16 protein-coding genes are annotated in these 19,150 nt (G+C 73.6%); 7 read left to right on the top strand and 9 right to left on the bottom strand.

Annotated features, from left to right (window positions below):
- Positions 1 to 96: 96 nt before the first annotated feature.
- A complete protein-coding gene (locus CG719_RS27700) occupies positions 97 to 858 on the bottom strand; it encodes a TetR family transcriptional regulator (RefSeq protein ID WP_100571421.1) in 762 nt (253 codons plus the stop codon).
- A 162-nt stretch (positions 859 to 1,020) separates the two neighbouring features.
- Here CG719_RS27700 and CG719_RS27705 point away from each other — a divergent pair, with 162 nt between their 5' ends.
- Entirely contained in the window at positions 1,021 to 1,854 is an 834-nt protein-coding gene (locus CG719_RS27705; protein ID WP_100571422.1) for a hypothetical protein, read from the top strand.
- A 112-nt stretch (positions 1,855 to 1,966) separates the two neighbouring features.
- Positions 1,967 to 2,635, top strand: a complete 669-nt coding sequence (locus CG719_RS27710; RefSeq protein WP_199836801.1) for a peptidoglycan-binding domain-containing protein — start codon at positions 1,967 to 1,969, stop codon at positions 2,633 to 2,635.
- Positions 2,636 to 2,662: 27 nt separating this feature from the next.
- On the opposite strand, the gene CG719_RS27715 is transcribed toward CG719_RS27710, so the two are convergent.
- The 4 genes from CG719_RS27715 to CG719_RS27730 form a co-directional block, all read right to left on the bottom strand.
- Positions 2,663 to 5,038, bottom strand: coding sequence for a SpoIIE family protein phosphatase (locus CG719_RS27715; protein WP_100571476.1), 2,376 nt, complete (start codon positions 5,036 to 5,038; stop codon positions 2,663 to 2,665).
- A 143-nt stretch (positions 5,039 to 5,181) separates the two neighbouring features.
- On the bottom strand, positions 5,182 to 5,556 hold the full coding sequence (locus CG719_RS27720) for a hypothetical protein (protein WP_100571423.1): 375 nt from the start codon (positions 5,554 to 5,556) through the stop codon (positions 5,182 to 5,184).
- Positions 5,557 to 5,839: 283 nt separating this feature from the next.
- Positions 5,840 to 6,763, bottom strand: coding sequence for a MurR/RpiR family transcriptional regulator (locus CG719_RS27725; protein ID WP_199836802.1), 924 nt, complete (start codon positions 6,761 to 6,763; stop codon positions 5,840 to 5,842).
- A gap of 157 nt (positions 6,764 to 6,920) precedes the next feature.
- A complete protein-coding gene (locus tag CG719_RS27730) occupies positions 6,921 to 7,580 on the bottom strand; it encodes a nucleoside/nucleotide kinase family protein (protein ID WP_100571425.1) in 660 nt (219 codons plus the stop codon).
- Between the two features lie 105 nt (positions 7,581 to 7,685).
- Here CG719_RS27730 and CG719_RS27735 point away from each other — a divergent pair, with 105 nt between their 5' ends.
- Positions 7,686 to 8,438, top strand: a complete 753-nt coding sequence (locus tag CG719_RS27735) for a beta-phosphoglucomutase family hydrolase (protein ID WP_100571426.1) — start codon at positions 7,686 to 7,688, stop codon at positions 8,436 to 8,438.
- Positions 8,435 to 10,780, top strand: a complete 2,346-nt coding sequence (locus CG719_RS27740) for a glycoside hydrolase family 65 protein (protein ID WP_100571427.1) — start codon at positions 8,435 to 8,437, stop codon at positions 10,778 to 10,780. The genes CG719_RS27735 and CG719_RS27740 overlap by 4 nt, the downstream gene beginning before the upstream one ends.
- Positions 10,781 to 10,865: 85 nt before the next feature.
- Here CG719_RS27740 and CG719_RS27745 read toward each other — a convergent pair whose 3' ends face one another.
- Positions 10,866 to 11,759: a M56 family metallopeptidase gene (locus tag CG719_RS27745; protein WP_100571428.1), complete on the bottom strand. Its 894-nt coding sequence runs from the start codon at positions 11,757 to 11,759 to the stop codon at positions 10,866 to 10,868.
- Positions 11,756 to 12,139, bottom strand: coding sequence for a BlaI/MecI/CopY family transcriptional regulator (locus CG719_RS27750; RefSeq protein WP_100571429.1), 384 nt, complete (start codon positions 12,137 to 12,139; stop codon positions 11,756 to 11,758). Before CG719_RS27750 ends, CG719_RS27745 begins: the two co-directional genes overlap by 4 nt.
- A gap of 267 nt (positions 12,140 to 12,406) precedes the next feature.
- On the opposite strand from CG719_RS27750, the gene CG719_RS27755 reads away from it, so the two are divergent.
- Positions 12,407 to 13,903 (top strand): hypothetical protein, encoded by a 1,497-nt coding sequence (locus tag CG719_RS27755; protein ID WP_100571477.1) that lies wholly within the window; start codon positions 12,407 to 12,409, stop codon positions 13,901 to 13,903.
- Between the two features lie 9 nt (positions 13,904 to 13,912).
- On the opposite strand, the gene CG719_RS27760 is transcribed toward CG719_RS27755, so the two are convergent.
- Entirely contained in the window at positions 13,913 to 14,641 is a 729-nt protein-coding gene (locus CG719_RS27760; protein ID WP_100571430.1) for a phosphatase PAP2 family protein, read from the bottom strand.
- Complete coding sequence (locus CG719_RS27765) at positions 14,638 to 15,240, bottom strand: phosphatase PAP2 family protein (RefSeq protein ID WP_100571431.1); 603 nt, start codon at positions 15,238 to 15,240, stop codon at positions 14,638 to 14,640. Before CG719_RS27765 ends, CG719_RS27760 begins: the two co-directional genes overlap by 4 nt.
- A gap of 364 nt (positions 15,241 to 15,604) precedes the next feature.
- Between CG719_RS27765 and efeU the strand changes: the two genes are divergently transcribed.
- Both efeU and efeB read left to right on the top strand, forming a co-directional pair.
- The gene (gene efeU / locus CG719_RS27770) at positions 15,605 to 17,659 is read left to right on the top strand and encodes an iron uptake transporter permease EfeU (RefSeq protein WP_100571432.1); all 2,055 of its coding nucleotides are present in this window, start codon (positions 15,605 to 15,607) and stop codon (positions 17,657 to 17,659) included.
- A 137-nt stretch (positions 17,660 to 17,796) separates the two neighbouring features.
- Entirely contained in the window at positions 17,797 to 19,077 is a 1,281-nt protein-coding gene (gene efeB / locus CG719_RS27775) for an iron uptake transporter deferrochelatase/peroxidase subunit (protein ID WP_100571478.1), read from the top strand.
- The last annotated feature ends 73 nt before the right edge of the window (positions 19,078 to 19,150 follow it).

Consider the following 19,150-nt stretch of genomic DNA (forward strand, 5'->3'; position numbering starts at 1 on the left):
GGCACGCACGTGCGCGGTGGGTCGCGCCACCGTGCACGGCCACAGAGTATGGCACTGGGTGTCACTCGTAAATGCACTGCGTACCCTCGATTGCCCTCAACTCCCGGGCGGACGGCCCTCCGCGAGCGCCGTCTCGACCTCCCGCACCACCTGCCACAGGGGCGCTCCGCGCCGTGCGACCACGACGACCACGTCGTCCCGCGCCGCCCCGGGCGCCCGCTCGGCGCGAGGGGCGGCCGGGTCGCGGAAGGCGGTCTGCACATGGTTCAGCGCGTGGTCCACCGCGGCGCCCGCGTCGCCGAGGCCGTCCGAACGCAGCCACGTGCGCAGGGCGTTGTTGTGCGCCGCCACCACGGCCGCCGCGATCACGTCCGCCCGCAGGGTCCCGTCGCGCCGCCCCGCGAACCGGGCCCGCAGATATCCGGCCAGCGCGCGCTCGTAGCGCCACACCACCGACAACTCGTAGGCCCGCAGCCCCGGTACGCGCTTGGTGATCCGGTAGCGCTGGACGGAGAACGCCGGGTTCTCCGTGTACATCCGCAGGACCAGCCGGGCCGCGTCGCAGGCCCGCCGCACGGGCTCGTCCTCGTCGCCGCCGGCGGCGAGGAACGCCGTCATGTCGGCCAGATACCGCTCGTGGTCGGGGAAGACCACGTCCTCCTTGGAGGGGAAGTAGCGGAAGAAGGACCGCCGTCCGACCCCGGCGAGCGCCACGATGTCGTCGACGGTGGTCTGTTCGTAGCCGCGCTCCAGGAACAGCCGGAACGCCGCCGCCACGAGGGCCTCCCGCATGGGCGGCCGCCCGGCCGCCGACCGCGCCTTCTCACCGCGGCGGGACGCGGCAGTGCTGGAGCTCATGGACGGGAACGTAGCACCCGGGCGGGCACCGATGGCACTCGGTGCAGCCTGACGAGGGAACCGAGTGCAACAGGGGGCATCGGGCGGTCCCCGCAGTAACCTTTCCTCACCCTCGCCCGCTCCTCGTCCGGCCTACCGGACACCGCGCTCCAGGAGACGCCCATGCCGCCCGTTCGCTCCCGTCTGCTCTACGTCACCGACCTGGCGTACCCGGCCCGTGGACGCCGCTACTGCGACGAGGACATCCGGCTCACCTCCCGCCTGCGCGAGGACTTCGACCTGGCCCTGTGCAACCCCCGGGACGCCGCCGCGCTGATGGACGCCTTCGACGCCGTCGTCGTCCGCAACAGCGGACCCGTCCTGGAGTACCAGGCGGCGTACGACGGCTTCCGGGCCCGGGCACTGGACCGGAAGACACCGGTCTACAACCCGCTCACCGGCCGCGCGGACATGGCCGGCAAGCAGTACCTCCTCGACCTCAGCGCCGCCGGCCGCCCGGTCATCCCCACCGTCGACCGCCCCGAGGACCTGCACCGGCTCCCCGCGGCCGACCGCTACGTGGTCAAGCCCAAGCTGGGCGCCGACTCCATAGGCCTGCGCACCGTCCCCGCCGGGGAACTGCCCGCCCTCGCAGACGGCAGCGTCCTCGTCCAGCCGCGCATCGAGTTCGCCTACGAGGTCTCGTTCTACTTCGTCGACCACGACTTCCAGTACGCCCTGTACGCCCCGGACCCGGAGCGGCGCTGGGAGCTGCGCCCCTACGAACCCTCCCGCGAGGACCTGGAGTTCGCCGAGGACTTCGTCGCATGGAACACCCTCGCCCACGGCATCCAGCGGGTCGACGCCTGCCGCGCCCCGAGCGGCGAACTGCTGCTGGTCGAACTGGAGGACCTCAACCCCTACTTGTCCCTGGACGCCGTCGACGACACACGCCGGGAGGCCTTCGTCGCCGCGATGAAGTCGTCCCTGCACCGCTTTCTCGCCGCCACCGGATGAGCCGCGGATGAGCCGCCGCCCGCCGCGACGCGGGCGGCGCTGAACCGGCCGGGCGGCGGCCGCGTATCACTCCCCGGGATGGGGCCCGGACGCAGAGCGTGAGGAGTGCAGTGTGTCGACACCGCCCGGACACGGACAGCCGCACGGCGGGGAGCCCCTGGAGCCGGTACGCGTCATCCGGCCCAGACGGACCGACGCCCTCGCCGACCTCATGCGGGAGTTCAGGGAGTACCAGCGGAGCGCCACCGACGGACCCGCCGAGGACGCGGCGACCGAGGAACTCCCGGCCACGCCGGCCGGGAGGCCCGCGTCCCGCCATGTGCCGCTCCCGGAGCCGGCCGGAGCGGGGCGTTCACTGCGCTGGGCCGCCGTCGCGGTCGCCGTCGTCGCGGCCGCGCTGCTCGGTTTCGGCTGCGCCCTTCTGCTGCCCGCCCGGGGCGGGGCCGCCGGCACGGCGGCCCCGCCGCAGTCGTCCGTGACCGCCGCAGACCCGCCCGCCCGGGCCACAGCCCCCACCGCGGCCTCGTCAATCGATCCGGACGGCCCCGGCACCCTGCGTGAGGGCGACAGCGGCGCGGACGTCACCGCACTGCAAGAACGCCTCCTGCGCATCCCGGACGTCTACCGTGACGGCTCCATCAACGGCCGCTACGACGGCGAACTGAAGGAGGCCGTCGCCCGCTTCCAGCTCTGGTACGGCATCAGGGGCGACGAGACCGGCGTCTACGGCGACGACACCCGCCGCGCCCTGGAGTCCCGCACGACGGCCGACGGCGGATGAACACGACGACCGCGCGGCGGGCGGGGCCTACGCCGGCTGCGCGGGCACCCGGAGGTCGAGGACGCAGACGTCGTCGCGGCGTTCCCTCTCCAGCATCGAGGCCAGCAGCGACCCCAGCGCACCGGCCGGGTCGCCACGCCCAGCCGCGGCCGCCCCGGCGAGTCGCTCCAGGCCCTCCTGGATGCCCTCGCCGGGCCGCTCGACCAGGCCGTCGGTGTACAGCAGCAACCGGTCGCCCGGCTCCAGCCGGCACTCAGCCTCCTCGAACACCGGGGTTCCGGTCGCGCCGAGCAGAACACCGTGCGGACGGTCCAGGAAGCGCGGCTCGCCCCGGCGCAGCAGCAGCGGCGGCGGGTGGCCCGCCTGGGCCCACAGCAGACGGCGCTCGGCCGGCTTGTACCGGGCCAGCACCATGGTGGCCGTGCGACGCGTGTCGCGGGAGTGCAGCAGCAGGGTGTTCAGCCCGAGGAGCGCGTCCGTCAGCGCCGAACCGGTGAGGATCATGCCCTTGGCCGTGAAACGGAGCTGGGCCATGGTGGCCACCGCGTCGATGCCGTGCCCGGCGACGTCGCCGATCACGAACAGCGCGTCACCGCCCGGAAGTTCGATCGCGCTGAACCAGTCACCACCGACGTGGATCCCCGACTGCGCCGGCAGATAGGCCACGTCGACCCGGAGTCCGGCCAGCCGCACGGGCCGCCGGGGAAGCGGCAGCAGCGCGTGCTGGAGCCGGCCTGCCAGCGTCCGCTCGGCCTGGAGGATCCCGTGCTGCGCCAGGATCGCCCGCTCGCTCTCCACCAGGGCGAGTTCGGCGCTGCGCTGCGCGGTGAGGTCCTGCACGAAGCCGTGCACCTGGACCGGGGTGCCCTCGGCGTCCGGTACGGCCTCGGCGACGACCCGCAGGTGCCGTACCCCGGCCGCCGTTCTGATCCGGAACGGCACGTCGAACGGCTTGCCCTCACCGAGCAGTTCGCGCACCACCCGGGCGAGTGCGGGTTCGTCCTCTGGCAGGGCGAGCTCCGGCAGTTCGGCCAGGCGGACCGGGCCGTCCCCGGGGTCGCGGCCGCACAACTCGTAGACCTGGTACGACCAGACCGCCTCCTGGGTGACCAGGTTCCAGGTGGCCCAGCCGAGGCGGCCCAGCCGCTGGATGTCCGCGAGGCGCTGCTCCTGGCGGTCGGAGGACTCGTGCCGCAGCCAGGTGACCACCAGGCCCTCGCCCAGCCGGGCGGCCCGCACCGAGTACATCGACAGTTCCTGGCCGCCCGGCCCCAGCTCCTGCCGCGCGAACGGCTCGCCCTCGAAGGACTCCCCGCCGCTCAGCGCGTCCAGCCAGCCCTGCCACAGCGGCTCCCGGGCGACGGCCGGCCAGCACTCCAGGACCCGGCGGCCGACCAGTTCGCGTCCGCCCCGGCCGGCCACGTCGACGGTCTGCGCCGTCGCGGCGTCGATGCGGTAGTCCTCGACCTCGCCCGACGGCGACCGCAGCGGGGTGAGCAGCAGCGTGGCGCCGGGCAGCGCGTCGAACAGGGCACGGACCACGGCGTCGGTACCGTCCCCGGCACCCGCCACGGCGGGCTCCGGCCGGGTGACGAAGGCACGCAGCCGGCTCGCGCACAGCCGGGTCATTCCGCGCAGCAGCTCCCGGACGTCCGGGGGGAAGGGGCCCTCGCGGTCGCGCAGCACACCGATGACGGCGTCCGCCGTGTCCCCCTGGAGCACGGGCAGCCAGGCACGGGTGCGCCACGGGCCGGCCGGACCCCCGATCGGCACGTACCGCTTGCTGTCCTCGGCGAGGTCCTCCAGCCACAGTTCCTCGCGGGTCTCCAGGGCGTGCCGGGCGGCCACGCCGCTGACCGGCGGCACGTGCCGCCACAGGTCGGCGAACGCGTCGTCGACGCCGGCGTGGCCGGTCAGCTCCAGCCCTCCGGAGGGCAGCCTCCGGTAGATCACCACGGCGGCGGCGCCCACGGGCACGGCGACGTGCTCCAGCAGACACTGGGCGAGATCCCGTGAGGTGCCGACGCGGACCAGAGCCCTGCCGAACACCGCGAGGACCCCCGAGCCGCCGTCCCCGCACGGAACATCCGCCCCGGTCTCGGCGGGGCCCGGCCGGGCGGCGGCGGGCGCGGGGTCCTCGGGTGCGGGTGCTGCCGGCTCGGCGTCGGACGGGTCCGGTCGGGACTCCAGGGCGCCGAGGGTGATCCAGCACTCCTCCATGAGCGTGTGGTCCGCGGTCTTGGAGCGTGCCAGCAGTTCCTCGTACGCGGCCTCCGCCCCGCAGCCGGTCAGCGCCATCAGCGCCCCCTTGGCCCGCTCCAGCACGGCCGAGGCCGCCTCCTGGTCCTGGAGCCGGTCGAGCTCGGCCCGCTGCCTTGCCACCATCTTGGCCAGCGCCGCCATGTCGGGGGCGGTGCCGGACTCCGCGGGGACGGCGGGTTCGCTGGTCACGCGTCGAGCATCGCACATACCGGCCGGTCCGATCACCGGATTGCCGGCCCGTATTCACGGGGGATCCGGCGCCGGGCGAGCACGGCCGGGACGTCTCACCGGTGTCCCGCGCGCTCCGCGAGTGCCTCCGTGACCACGCGGACGCCGCGCGCGATGTGCTGGAGTTGCAGCAGTTCGGCGGCGTACAGCTTGATCGTGTGCTCGATGACCGCTTCGGGCACACCGAGCCGGGGCAGCTCGGCGCGCGCGGTCTGCAGGGCGGTGCGGGCCACCCGGACCTCCTGCTGGACCTGTATCTGCGCATGCCGGGCGAGCAGGACGGGGTGGCGGATCAGCGCCGGGTAGCTGCCGTAGCGCGCCGGGACCAGTTCGCGGAGCCACTTGGCCGCGGAGCGTTCCCAGTCGTGGCTGCCGGGGGTCTTGACCTGGCGGGGCCAGTCCGGGCCGAGGCGCGTGGTCGTCTGGGTCATGGCATCGCTTCCGGTGTGCGGCGTCGTGCAGGGGTGGGACGACGACGGGGTGGGACAACGAGGTGAGCGGCCCCGGCCTAGGGGAGGGCCGGGGCCGCCGCGGGCGCTCGCGCAGGCGATGCCCGACCCGGCACCCCATGTGCCGACGCCGGTGGGAGACGGCGGCTCGGGGCCCGTGCAGGGTGGCGCACGTACCGGGGTTGGGCCGGGCCGTGATCCGTGAGCAGTATTTATATATGCCGCCCGCTTGGCAAGGAGTATGTAAACATTCATGTTCCACCGGTCAGTCCCGGAGGAAGAAGTCGTGCTGGTCGGCGATCTGCTCGTACGCCTCCAGCCGGGCCTGGGTCCGTTCCGGATCGGCGTCGGTCATGGCCTGGAGCAGCGCCGCGCACATCACTCCGGGCGCGGCGTAGGTGTCGAAGACCAGCCGGGACCCGGTCCCGGTGGCGAAGGTGACGTCGGCCTCGTCGGCCACCGGTCCGAGCGCCAGGTCGGTGATCACGGCCACCTTGAGCCCGGCGTCGCGGGCCACCCGGACGGCGGCCAGGGTCTCGTGGGCGTGCCGGGGCATGGAGAAGGCCAGCACCCAGGTGCCGCCGGCCTCCCGGGCCTGCAGCAGCGTGTCGTAGGCGACGCTGCCGCCGCGGGTCACCAGCCGCACGTCCGGATGGATGCGCCGCGCCGCGTAGGCGAAGTACTCGGCGAGCGACGCCGAGATGCGCAGGCCGAGGACGGTCAGCGGGGTCGAGAGCGACAGCGCGCGGCCTGTGTCGATCACGAGACGGGGGTCGGCGAAGTCGCGGCGCAGGTTCTCCAGGTTCTCGATCTCCGCGTCGACGGCCGCCTGGAGTTCGTTGCTCCGGTCCTGCTCGGCCGCGCCCGGCCCGCCCGCCAGCCTCCGCAGCGCGAAGGACTGGAGCCTCTCGCGCAACGCGGGGTAGCCGCTGAAGCCGACCGCCGCGGCGAACCGCGTCACCGACGGCTGGCTGACGCCGACCCGGTCGGCCAGCTCCGTGATCGACAGGAACGCGGCCTCGGTGATGTTCTCGATCAGGTACTGCGCGATGCGGCGCTGCCCGGGAGACAGATGGGGTCCGTCGAAGATCGTCCTGAGCTGGGACGCGGGGGCGGCCTCCGCCCGGGGCGCCGTCTTTCCCGAGGTGATCGCGGACGCCTGCGCGCGCGCCTGCTGCGGTGATGACACCGGCGCGCTTCCTTTGTCTCCCACAGAGGCCCAACATAGTCCAACGCGGCACGGCCGCCGCTTCGTCGGGTGACCGGGAGCGGATTCGCCGGACGTCCGGGACCGGGTCGGTCGGGCGACCCGCCCGGAACTCGTCGGCGGCCGGGACCGGCCGGGCTCAGGCCACCCGCCTGCCGGGCGGCAGGGCCGACGGCGGCACGATCAGGTCGGCGCGGGACCGGGTCGCCGCGACCAGGTCGGCGTTGCGCTGGTCGGTGCCCAGGACCCAGGCCACCGCCTCCCGGTGCGACTTGCCGAACTCCTCGTGCCGGGCGACCAGGCGGCGTACGCGCTCCGGCTCGTCGAGTTCGCAGAACCACACCTCGTCCAGGCGGGGCCGCACCCGCGCCCACAAACCGGTGTCCAGCAGCAGGTAGTTGCCCTCCGTCACCACCAGCCGGGCCGACGGCGGCACCGGGACGGTGCCCGCGACGGGCTGCTCCAGGACGCGGTCGAAGCCGGGCGCGTACACCGTCTCGTCCGTCTCCTCGCGCAGCCGCCTCAGCAGCGCCGCGTACCCCGCCGCGTCGAAGGTGTCCGGCGCGCCCTTGCGGTCGCGGCGGCCGAGCCGGTCGAGTTCGGCGTCGGCGAGGTGGAAGCCGTCCATGGGCACGTGCGCCACCCAGGGCTCCCCGTCCGCGTTCAGCGCCCGCACCACGTGCTCGGCCAGGGTCGACTTGCCGGCGCCGGGGCTGCCCGCGACCCCGAGGACCGTTCGGTGTCCGGCACGGGGCAGGGCCCGGGCGCGGGCCAGGAGGTCGTCGAAGGTCAGCGGCACACGGCACAGTGTGTCACTCGGTCGGCGGGAACGGATGGGCACAACATGGGCCGGATGTGGCACTCGACACCCTCTCGAAGCCGCGATGCGGGGAAAGGTGCCTTTATGACAGAGCTCGGTCTGCCCGAAGACATCACCGTCTGCCTCTTCGACCTCGACGGGGTGGTCACCAAGACGGCCGTGGTGCACGCGGCCGCCTGGAAGGAGACGTTCGACGCCTTCCTGCGCGAGCGGGACGGCGCCGGTTTCCGGCCCTTCGACCCGGTCGCCGACTACGACGAGTACGTCGACGGCCGCCCGCGCGCCGACGGGGTGCGCACCTTCCTCGCCTCGCGCGGCATCGAACTGCCCGAGGGCGAGCCCGACGACCCGCCGGACGCCCCGACGGTCAACGGGATTGGCAACCGCAAGAACGAACTCTTGCTGGAGAAGATTCGTACAGAGGGTGTGGAGGCGTACGAGGGCACCCTGCGCTACATCGGGGCCGTCCGGGCCAAGGGCCTGCGGACCGCGATCGTGTCCTCCAGCGCCAACACCCGGGACGTCCTGCACTCCATCGACGCCGAACGCCTCTTCGACGTCCGTGTCGACGGAGTGGTCGCCCGCGAACGCGGCCTGCCCGGCAAGCCCCACCCCGACACCTTCCTGGCCGCCGCCCGCGCCCTGGGTGTCGACGCCGGGCGGGCCGCCGTCTTCGAGGACGCTCTGGCCGGCATGGAGGCGGGCCGCTCGGGCCGCTTCGGATACGTCGTCGGCGTCGACCGCGTGGGCCAGCGCGACGCGCTGTACGCGCACGGCGCCGACGTGGTCGTCAAGGACCTCGCCGAACTTCTCGGCGTGGGAGGAGGAACCGCGTGATCACCCACCGTTCGTACGCCGTCGAGCCGTGGACCGTGCGCGAGACGGAACTCAGCCTCGACGTCCTCGCCCAGAGCGAGTCCGTCTTCGCGCTGTCCAACGGGCACGTCGGCTGGCGCGGCAACCTCGACGAGGGCGAACCGCACGGACTGCCCGGCTCCTACCTCAACGGTGTGTACGAGGTGCATCCGCTGCCGTACGCGGAGGCCGGCTACGGCTACCCCGAGTCGGGCCAGACGCTCATCAACATCACCAACGGCAAGGTGCTGCGGCTGCTCGTCGACGACGAGCCGTTCGACCTGCGCTACGGCCGGCTGGTCTCGCACGAGCGCACCGTCGACCTGCGCCGCGGGGTGATGGAGCGGACCTGCGAGTGGATCTCCCCGGCCGGTACGACGATCCGGGTGCGCTCCACCCGGCTGGTCTCCCTCACCCAGCGGTCGATCGCCGCGGTCGCCTACGAGGTGGAGCCCGTCGGCTCCCAGGCCCGCGTGGTCATCCAGTCGGAGCTGGTGGCCAACGAGCAGATGCCGCAGTCCAACGGCGACCCGCGGGCGGCGATGGCCCTGGAGTCCCCGCTGGAGCCGGAGGACGACTTCGCCTCCGGCAAGCGGCTGCGGCTGGTCCACTGCACCCGGCACAGCGGCCTGCGGGTGGCCGTGGCCGCCGACCACGTCGTCTCCGGGCCCGAGCACACCACGGCCGACAGCGAGAGCCATCCCCACCTGGCCCGGCTCACGGTCACCTCCGTCCTCCAGCCGGGAGAGCGGCTGCGGGTGGAGAAGTTCGTCGCGCACGGCTGGTCCGGCGCCCGCTCCCTGCCGGCGATGAGCGACCAGGTCGACGCGGCCCTGGCGGCCGCCGCGCACGGCGGCTGGAACGGCCTGGTCGAGGAACAGCGGGCGTACCTCGACGACTTCTGGTCCCGCGCCGACGTCGAGGTGGACGGCGACGAGGAGATCCAGCAGGCCGTCCGCTTCGCCCTCTTCCACGTCCTCCAGGCCGGCGCCCGCGCCGAGGAACGGGCGATCGCGGCCAAGGGGCTGACCGGCTCCGGCTACGACGGGCACGCCTTCTGGGACACCGAGATGTTCGTGCTCCCCGTGCTCACCTACTCCTCGCCCGACGCGGTGACCGAGGCGCTGCGCTGGCGCCAGAACACCCTGCCCGCCGCCCGGGAGCGCGCGGCCCAACTGGGCCTGCGCGGCGCCGCGTTCCCCTGGCGGACCATCGACGGCCAGGAGGGGTCGGCGTACTGGCCCGCCGGCACCGCCGCCTTCCACGTGAACGCCGCCATCGCGCACGCCGTGGTGCGCTACGTCGCGTCGACGGGCGACGAGGACTTCGAACGCGACACCGGACTCGAACTGCTGGTGGAGACGGCCCGGCTGTGGCGCTCGCTGGGCCACCACGACCACCACGGCACCTTCCACATCGACGGCGTCACCGGCCCCGACGAGTACAGCGCGATCGCCGACGACAACACGTACACCAACCTGATGGCCCGGGCGAACCTGCTGGCCGCGGCCGACGTCGTCGAACGCCATCCGAAGGAGGCCGAGCTGCTCGGCGCCGACGACGAGGAGAGCGCCACCTGGCGGGACGCGGCCGAGGCGATGAACATCCCGTACAACGCCGAACTGGGCGTGCACGAGCAGCACGCCGGGTTCACCCGCTACCAGCGCTGGGACTTCGCCGGCACCCGCGCCGACCAGTACCCGCTGCTGCTGCACTTCCCCTACTTCGACCTGTACCGCAAGCAGGTGATCAAGCAGGCCGACCTGGTCCTCGCGATGTACACCTGCGGTAGCGAGTTCGACGAGGAGCACCTCGCGCGCAACTTCGCCTACTACGAGCCGCTGACCGTTCGGGACTCCTCACTGTCGGCCTGTGTGCAGGCAGTCATCGCCGCGCGGGCGGGCCATCTGCGCCTGGCCTACGACTACGCGGCCGAGGCCGCCCTCATGGACCTGGAGGACCTGGAGCACAACACCCGCGACGGGCTGCACATCGCCTCCCTGGCCGGTACCTGGCTGGCGCTGGTGGCCGGGTTCGGCGGCACCCGCAGGGAAGGTGAGGAACTGTGGTTCTCGCCGCGGCTGCCGGAGAAGTTCAGCCGCCTCGCCTTCTCCGTCCAGTTCCGCGGCCGCCGGCTGCGCGTGGAGGTCACCCAGCAGAGCGCCACGTACTCGCTGCTCGACGGGCCGACCATGACGATCCGTCACCACGGCACTCCGGTCACGCTCCGACCGGGCGCCGCCACGGCCCGCCCGCTGCCGCCGCCGAAGCACCTGCCGGCCCCGGAACAGCCCCCGCACCGCAAGCCCAACGCCCCCGGCTGACGCGTGCGCCGCCCGCCGTACGGTCGCTGCGGGCCCACGATCCCGTCGGTCTGCGGAAACCGTCGGCCCGGGGAACGCCGTCGGGCTACGGCACGATGTGCGCCAGCAGGCGCAGCAGGTCGCCCGTGGCGTCGGCGGCGCCCAGGGCGGTCAGTGCGCCGAGGGCGAGAACGGCCGCCGCGACGGAACGCAGGTGCGGCGGCGGGGCGGACTGGAGGGCCGCGATACGCCGGGTGACGGCGCGGTCGGTGAAGCCCAGCCCGCACGAGGGCTCCGCCCGCCCGGCCGTGAGTGCCGCGCGGGCGAGCGCGCGGGCGGTGGTGGTGCGGTCGCCGACCGCCGCGGCGGCCCGCTCGTCCGCCCAGCGCTCGACGAGGAAGGCCACCTCGTCGCGCACCGGCCCGAGCAGCGGGTTGGCCGCGAAGGCCAGCGTGGCCGCGGTCACCAGCAGCGCGTGCCGGTGCGCCAGATGGGCGCGCTCGTGGGCGAGCAGAACCCGGCGCTCGACGGGTTCCAGCGCGCGGAGCATCGCCGCGGTGACCAGAATCCGGCCCGGTGAGCCGGGAATGGCGAACGCCCGCGGCACGGGCGAGGCGGCGACGACGAGTTCGGTGTCCCCGGGCTGCCCCTCGCACAGCCGCCGCAGAGCGCGGCGCGTGGTGTACTCGGCGCGGACGGCCCGCCACAGCCGGTGGGCGATCAGCACGAGGGCCGGGCAGGCGGCGATCCCGATCGCCTCGGGCACCGGCTCCGGGACCGGGTGGCCGGCCGCCCGGGCCCCGGCGACGAACGGCGGGGCGTCGTCGAGGAGGGTGGCGGCCAGCAGGACCAGGGACCAGACGGTGGCGGCGGCCGACACCGCGGCTGCCGCGGTCAGCACGCGCGCTGCCTGGGCCGGAGCCACCCGCCGGCCGACAGCGGGGCTGATCGCGGCGAGCAGCACGGACAGCGCCAGGGGGATGTAGACGTCGACCGTCACGCGGCTCCCCCGGTGAGCAACTCACGCAGGGCCCGCTCCTCCTCGGGGCTCAGCCCGGTCACGAACTGCTGGAGGGCGGCGATCGGATCGGGGCCCCGGTCCAGGGCGTCGTGCATCGCCTGGGCGGTCAGCTCGGCCGCGTTCTTGGCCGGCCGGTAGGCACCCCGCCGCCCGTCCACCTCGCGCAGCACAAGGCCCTTGTCGTACAGGCGCTTGAGGATGGTGTGCACGGTGTTGTAGGCCAGGCCTCCGCCGATCTCCAGCTGGATCTCGGCCGGGGTGAGCGGGTGGTCCGTGGACCACAGAGCCGCGAGGACCTCGCTCTCCAACTCGCCCGGACTGCGCCGTTCCACCCTGCCGTGAGGCCCTCTTCCAGCCATGCCCTCAACCTTACAGCGCGTAGGGGGTTCAGGCGTCCGGCGGCGTCCCGCACAGCACGTGGGCGCGGCGCGGGTTAGTTTGTCCCTGATTCCCCCGATGCCATGGCTGTTTCGCTGATGTCGACCCCGTTCTCCCGTTCTCCCGTTCTTCCGTTGTCCTACTTGTTTTTCTCTGACGTCCCACCTGGTTCCTGCTTACCTGGTTCCGCGCCGCGGCGCGGAACGCGGGGAGTCCGAAACCCCGCGGTACGGGGGTGAGGGATGGAGATGGCCGACAGTACGCACGCCATACCCGCCGGGACGCGGCGCGCCGGAACGAGACCCGGCCCGGTCCGCGTCCGCCGGGCCCGCGGCGACACCCTCGTGGCCGCCGTGGCCGCCGCCTTCACCCTCGCCCAACTCCTCCTGGTCCGAACCGCCATGGGCCTCGGCTGGGACGAGTCCATCTACGTCAGCCAGGTCAGCGCCCACGCCCCGGCCGCCTACTTCAGTGCCCCGCGCGCCCGCGGCGTCTCGCTGCTCGTCGCGCCGGTCGCCTCCTGGTCGTCCTCCACCGTGCTGCTGCGCGTCTACCTCGCGGTACTCTCCGGGCTCGCCCTGTACTTGGCGTTGCGCGTGTGGCGGCACATGTTCGGCTCCGGCGTCCTGGCCCTGGCCGGCGCCCTGTTCGCCTCCCTGTGGGTGACGCTGTTCTACGGTCCGCAGGCCATGCCCAACTACTGGGTCGCCATCGGCGCCCTCGCCTGCGCGGGCTGCTTCCCGCGCGCCCGGACCGACCCGCGGGACCACGCCGCACTGTGGGGCCTGGCGGGCGGCGCCGCCCTCATGGCGCTGATGCGTCCCATGGACGCCGTCTGGGCGGTCCTGCCCCTGCTCGTGCTCGCGCTGCTGGAGCGGCACGGGAAGCCGATCGCCGCGCTGCTCGCCGGACTGGCCGCCGGGTCCGCCGAATGGGTGATCGAGGCGTTCGTCGGCTACGGCGGCCTGTTGCAACGGCTCTCCGACGGCTCCGCCATACAGGGCGGCCTGGGCTGGCACTTCGCGGTGGCCGACCAACTGCGCAGCCTGGGCGGGCGCGCGCTGTGCCGGCCGTGCACCGGAGCGCAGCCCAACCCGGCCGTCACCGCCTGGTGGTACGTCCTGCCGCTGCTCGCCCTGCTGGGCCTCGTCCTTGCCGTACGCGCCCGGCGGACCCCGCCCACGCTGATTGCGCTGGCCTGCGCCGCCACGGCCGCCTTCCCCTACCTGTTCCTGATCGGATACGCGGCCCCCCGCTTCCTGCTGCCCGCCTACGTCCTGCTCGCGCTCCCGGCCGCCGACGCACTCGTCCACCTCGTCAGGGCGCCGAACGGCGGATGGCGACGCCTCGCCGTGTCCCTGGTCGCCCTCGGCCTCGCCGGGCACCTGGCCGTGCAGTACGCAGTCCTCGCCCACACGGTCCACCGCACCACGGCCGACCGCCGTGTCTGGTCCGGCACCGCCGCCACGCTGCACGGCCTCGGGGTGCGCCCGCCCTGTCTGCTTGCCGGTGAGGAGGCCATACCGATCGCCTTCTACACCGGCTGCGGCTCCGCCTCGACCTCGGGCCCCAACACCAACAGCACGCCCGCGGCCATCGAACAGGCCGCCCGGCGCCTGCCGGTCGCCGCCCTCACCACGGCCGACGGCACCCCACCGGCGTACGCCCGCACCTGGCCCTCCCATCGCTACGGCGACCTGCGCCTGTACGTCGCCCCTCGGGCGCGCGAGAGCAGCGGTCTCTGAGGCCGGATGTCACGCCGGGTGCGATCGTCCTCCATCCCCCGGGCCCCGGCCCGCGTGCTCCGCCGCCGGTTCTTCGGCTCTCCCCGTCAGGCCGGACACGAGGCCGGCGGGCAGCCACCGGGCCGCCGCTCCCAGGCACAGCCCGAGCCAGCCCGCGGCGAACAGCCAGCCGCCGATCACGTCGGTGAACCAGTGGACCCCGAGGTACACCCGCGTCAGCCCCACCAGTGCTCCCCAGCAGCCGACGACGAGGCAGCCCGCCGTACGGCCGTGCGGGGCGCGTACGGTCACCGCCAGGATCACCAGCCCGGCGGTCAGCGCCGAAGTGGTGGTGTGCCCGGACGGGAACGACCAGCCCGAGGCGTGGGCCGCCCAGTCCTGCCGCGGTGGACGCGGCCGGGCCACCAGCTCCATCACGCCGTACCGCACGGCCTGCCCCGCCAGCAGGCAGCCGAGTCCGAGAGCGGCCGCCGCCGTACGCTGCCGGACCGTGCGGCCGACGGCGAGGCCGGCCAGGGCGACGAGCAGGTACGGGACGGCACCGGTCCCGGTGGCGGTGAGCCCGCGGGCGACCGCCACCGCCACCGCCGGGCGGTGCCCAAGGGACCAGGAGAGCAGCGTGCTGTCCAGGGACAGGGGACTGCCGCGGCCGGCGACGACCAGGCCGAGCACGGTGAACGCGGCCCAGGCGCCGAGCCCCACGCTGCCCGCGAGGCCGGCGGTCTCCCGGGGCCTCATGCCACCAGCAGCGGCCGCAGCCGGGTCGCGGCCAGGCGCCGGGCGAGTGTCTCAGGCCGTCGCAGCAGCGCCTTCATCACCACGTAGGCCACAAGGGCGCCGGTCAGGAGCCCGGCCGCCACGTCGTGCGGATAGTGGGCGCCGACCCAGACCCGGGAGGCGGCCATCGCGACGGCGCCCACGCAGGCGACCGCGCCGAGCCGGCGCGAGATCACGAGCAGCGCCACCGCGGCCGCGGCGGCGATCGCCGCGTGATTGCTGGGAAAGGACCAGTCGGTGCGGGCCGGACAGGACTCCAGGGTGACCACGTGCAGCGTGCGGCACGGGCGTATCTCGTGCACGAGCAGCTTCACCAGCGAGTTGACGCCATAGGCGAGGACCACGACGAGCGGCACCGCCAGGGCCGCGACCGCCGCCCGGGCACCCACCCGGCGTGAGCGCCACCAGGCCGCCGCCATCAGCACGGCGAACACGGCCAGGCCGTAGGCCGACCACGCCGTCACCATGTCGTTCCACCATGCGGGGGAGCGGCGGGCCAGCTCCACCACGTACGAGTACAGGGAGCCGTCGATGGACGAGCCCGACAGGGCGAGGATCATCCGCGCGCCTCCTAGTTCTTCGTTGTTCTTCGTTGTTCTTCGTGCTTCGCGGCGTTCTTCGTGCTTTGCGGCCCGGCGGGTGCGCGGCAGAGGGCACGGGTCGGGCGACTACAAATCTGTAGACCGTCTACGTCACTGTAGACGATAAAGGCTCCCGGGGCGTTCCTGTGATCGCTCGAACGGGTGAAGTGCGAGCCGCTGTGACCGAGGACTCCCGTGTACACATCGAGCTTTACCGCGCTATTGCCGCCTCATGACCAGTCGACCACACGCCTGCGGTCATGATGGATCACCAAGTTAGGCATGCCTTCACTAACCCGGCCCCGGAGCGGCCGGGGCGGTGTGCCAGGGAGGACCGTACGGCATGTGGGACGACGCGTTTCCGAGTTTCCTGATCGGACTGCGAGAGGGACTCGAAGGCGGACTGATCGTCTCCATCCTGGTCGCCACCCTGGTCAGGGCCGGAGCCAAGTCCAGGCTGCCGCAGGTGTGGACCGGTGTCCTCGCGGCCATCGCGCTCGCGATGAGCTTCGGCGCGGTGCTCACCTTCACGGCGGCCTCGCTGTCCGCGACCGCGCAGGAGGCGTTCGGCGGCGCCCTCAGCGTCGTGGCCGTCGCGTTCGTCACCGCCATGGTGTTCTGGATGCGCCGCTCGGCCCGCAGTCTCTCCGGTGAGATCAAGGAGAAGGTGACCGGCGCGCTCGGCATGGGCGCGGGCGTGCTGATCCTCACCTCGTTCCTCGCGGTGGGCCGTGAGGGCCTGGAGACGGCCCTGTTCCTGTGGACCACCGCCCGCGCGGCCGGCGAGTCCGTGGGACCGCTGACGGGCGCCGGGATCGGCCTCGTCCTGGCGGCCGGCCTGTGCTGGGGCCTGTACCGGCGGGTGCTGAAGATCAACCTCACCAAGTTCTTCACCGCCACCGGCGCCGTACTGATCGTGATCGCGGCCGGCGTCCTCGGCTACGGCCTGCGTGACCTCCAGGAGGGCGGAGCACTCCCGGGCAAGGCGGCGTACGCCGTCGACCTCGGCGGCTCCGTCGACGCGGGCGCCTGGTACAGCACCCTCGTACAGGGCGTCCTCAACCTCACCCCGACGATGACCTGGCTCCAGGTCATCGGCTACGCCGGCTACCTCGCCGTGGTGATGACCCTGTTCGTCCGCGGCGTACGCACCACGAAACCGGCACCCGCCGCACCGCCCCGCGCGACGACGTCCGAAGCCGGCACGCCCGCCGCCTCCCGTACCAGGGCGTCCAGCCGGACGCGTCCCGCCTGGGTCGTGCCCGTGGCCGTCGTCGCGGTGCCCGCGGTCGTCGCCGGGCTCGTGGTAGCCCTCGGACGGCCCAAGCCCGCCGGAGCCCGGACCGTCGCCGTCTCGGAGACCGAGTGCGGCAAGGGCTTCACCGCGCCCAGGCCGGGACGGCAGACGTTCCAGATGCGGAACACCGGCTCCAAGACGTCCGAGGTGTATCTGATCGACCCGGCCACCAACGCGGTCTACGGCGAGATCGAGGGCCTGGCCCCCGGCACCACCCGCGACCTGGTCGCCACCGTCGCGGGCGGCAGCTACGCCTGGCGCTGCGTGCCCACTGGCGGCACGGCCGTCACCTCCAGGGCCGTACGGGTCGGCGGCGGGGCGGGCGCCACGGCGGTCGTCCCGGTGTCCGAACAGGACCTCGCCACCCCGCTCGAGGAGTACCAGCGGTACGTCGAACGGGGCCTGGCCACGCTCGTCGCCCAGACCGGCCGGCTCAACGCCGACATCCAGGGCGGCGACCTCACGGCGGCCCGCACCGACTGGCTGACCGCCCACCGCACCTACTCCTCCCTCGGCGCCGCCTACGGCACCTTCGAGGACTTCGACAGGAAGATCAACGGCCGGCCCGACGGGCTGCCCGGCGGAGTGGACGACAGGGGCTTCACCGGTTTCCACCGCATCGAGTACGGCCTGTGGCACGGCCAGAGCGCGGACCGGCTGGAGGCCCCCGCCCAGCAGCTCGCCGCCGACGCCGCCGGTCTGCTCAAGGCCTTCCCCACGCAGGCGTTCGACCCGGGCGACCTGCCGCTGCGCGCCCACGAGATCCTGGAGAACACGCTCCAGTTCGAACTGACCGGCCAGGCCGACCAGGGCAGCGGCACCGAGCTGGCCACCGCCGACGCCAACCTCGCCGGCACCCAGGAGCTGCTCACCGTGCTCGAGCCGCTGCTCACCTCCCGTGCCCCGCACCTGCTGCCCGCCGTCGACGCCGGCACCGCCCGGCTGCGGGGGCTGCTCGACGCGGCTCACCACGGGAACGCCTGGACGCCCGTGAACCGGCTCGACGCGCTCACCCGGGCCCGTCTCGACGGGGCCACCGGACAGCTCCTGGAGGACCTCGCCCCCGTACCGGACCTGCTGGAGATCCGGAAGTCCGCCTGATGACCGCACCGCCCGCCGGGACGCCAGGGCCACCCAGGCCGCCGGCGGCAGCCGCGCTGCCCGAAACCGCGATGCCCGGGACCGACACCCCCGGAACCGACAAGCCAGACACCGTACGCACCGAAGGGACCCCCTCCATGCCGTCCGCCGAAACGTCCGCATCCCAGGGCGGCTGCCCCGCCGGCCACGGACGCCGCGCCTTCGTCAGGACGGCCCTGGGCGCCGGTGCCGCCGGAGCGGTCCTGGCCGGCGGCGGCCTCACCCTCGTCCGGAACGGCACCGGCCAGGCGCACGCCGCCGACGGCACCGGCGGAACGGCGGTCCCCTTCCACGGCGTCCACCAGGCAGGCGTCCTCACGCCCGCCCCCGCGGCCGCCGCCTTCGTCTCCTTCGACGTCATCGCCGAGAACCGCGAGGAACTCGCCGGACTGCTCCGGACCATCACCGAGCGGGCCCGCTTCCTCACCGCCGGCGGCACCCCCACCGACCTGGGCGTCGGCGCCCCGCCCTCCGACAGCGGCATCCTCGGCCCGGAGGTCCCCGCCGACTCCCTCACCGTCACCGCCGGCGTCGGAGCCTCCCTCTTCGACGACCGCTACGGACTGGCCAGGGCGATACCGCGCCGGCTCACCGCCATGCGGACCTTCCCCAACGACCACCTGAACCCCGCGGAGTGCCACGGCGACCTGTCCCTGCAGATCTGCGCCGACCGCCAGGACACGGTGCTGCACGCACTGCGCGACATCGCCCGGCACACCCGGGGCGCCCTCCAGATCAAGTGGCGCGTCGACGGCTTCCAGAGCGGTCCGCGCCCCACCGGCGCACCGCGCAACCTGCTCGGCTTCAAGGACGGCATCGCCAACCCGGACGTCGCCTCCGCCCGCGACATGAACCGACTGGTCTGGGTGGGCGACGGGCAGGGCGAACCCGCCTGGGCGGCCGGCGGCAGCTACCAGGTGATCCGGATCATCCGCATGCTGGTGGAGTTCTGGGACAGGGTGTCGCTGACCGAGCAGGAGAAGATGTTCGGCCGCCGCAAGGACACCGGCGCCCCGCTGGACGGCGCCAAGGAGACCGACGTCCCCCAGTACGCCAAGGACCCCAAGGGCACCGCGATCCCGCTGGACTCCCACATCAGGATGGCCAACCCGCGCACCGCCGCCACCGACGCCTCCCGCATCCTGCGCCGCGGCTACAACTACGACCGCGGCGTCGACAACGTCGGCAACCTCGACATGGGCCTGGCCTTCTGCTGCTACCAGCAGGACGTGGTCCGCCAGTTCGAGGCCACGCAGACGCGGCTGATCGACGAGCCCCTCGTCGACTACATCTCCCCGACCGGCGGCGGCTACTTCTTCGTCCTGCCCGGCGTCCGCGACTCCTCCGACTGGCTCGGCCGCGGACTGCTGTCCGCCTGACGGACGCGGGACTTCTCCCTCCCGCCGGCCGGAGTGATTGGGACGGACCCTGCGGGAAACGCGGATCACGACA

The organism is Streptomyces sp. CB01373, assembly GCF_002803075.1.
In the GTDB taxonomy this organism is placed as follows: domain Bacteria; phylum Actinomycetota; class Actinomycetes; order Streptomycetales; family Streptomycetaceae; genus Streptomyces.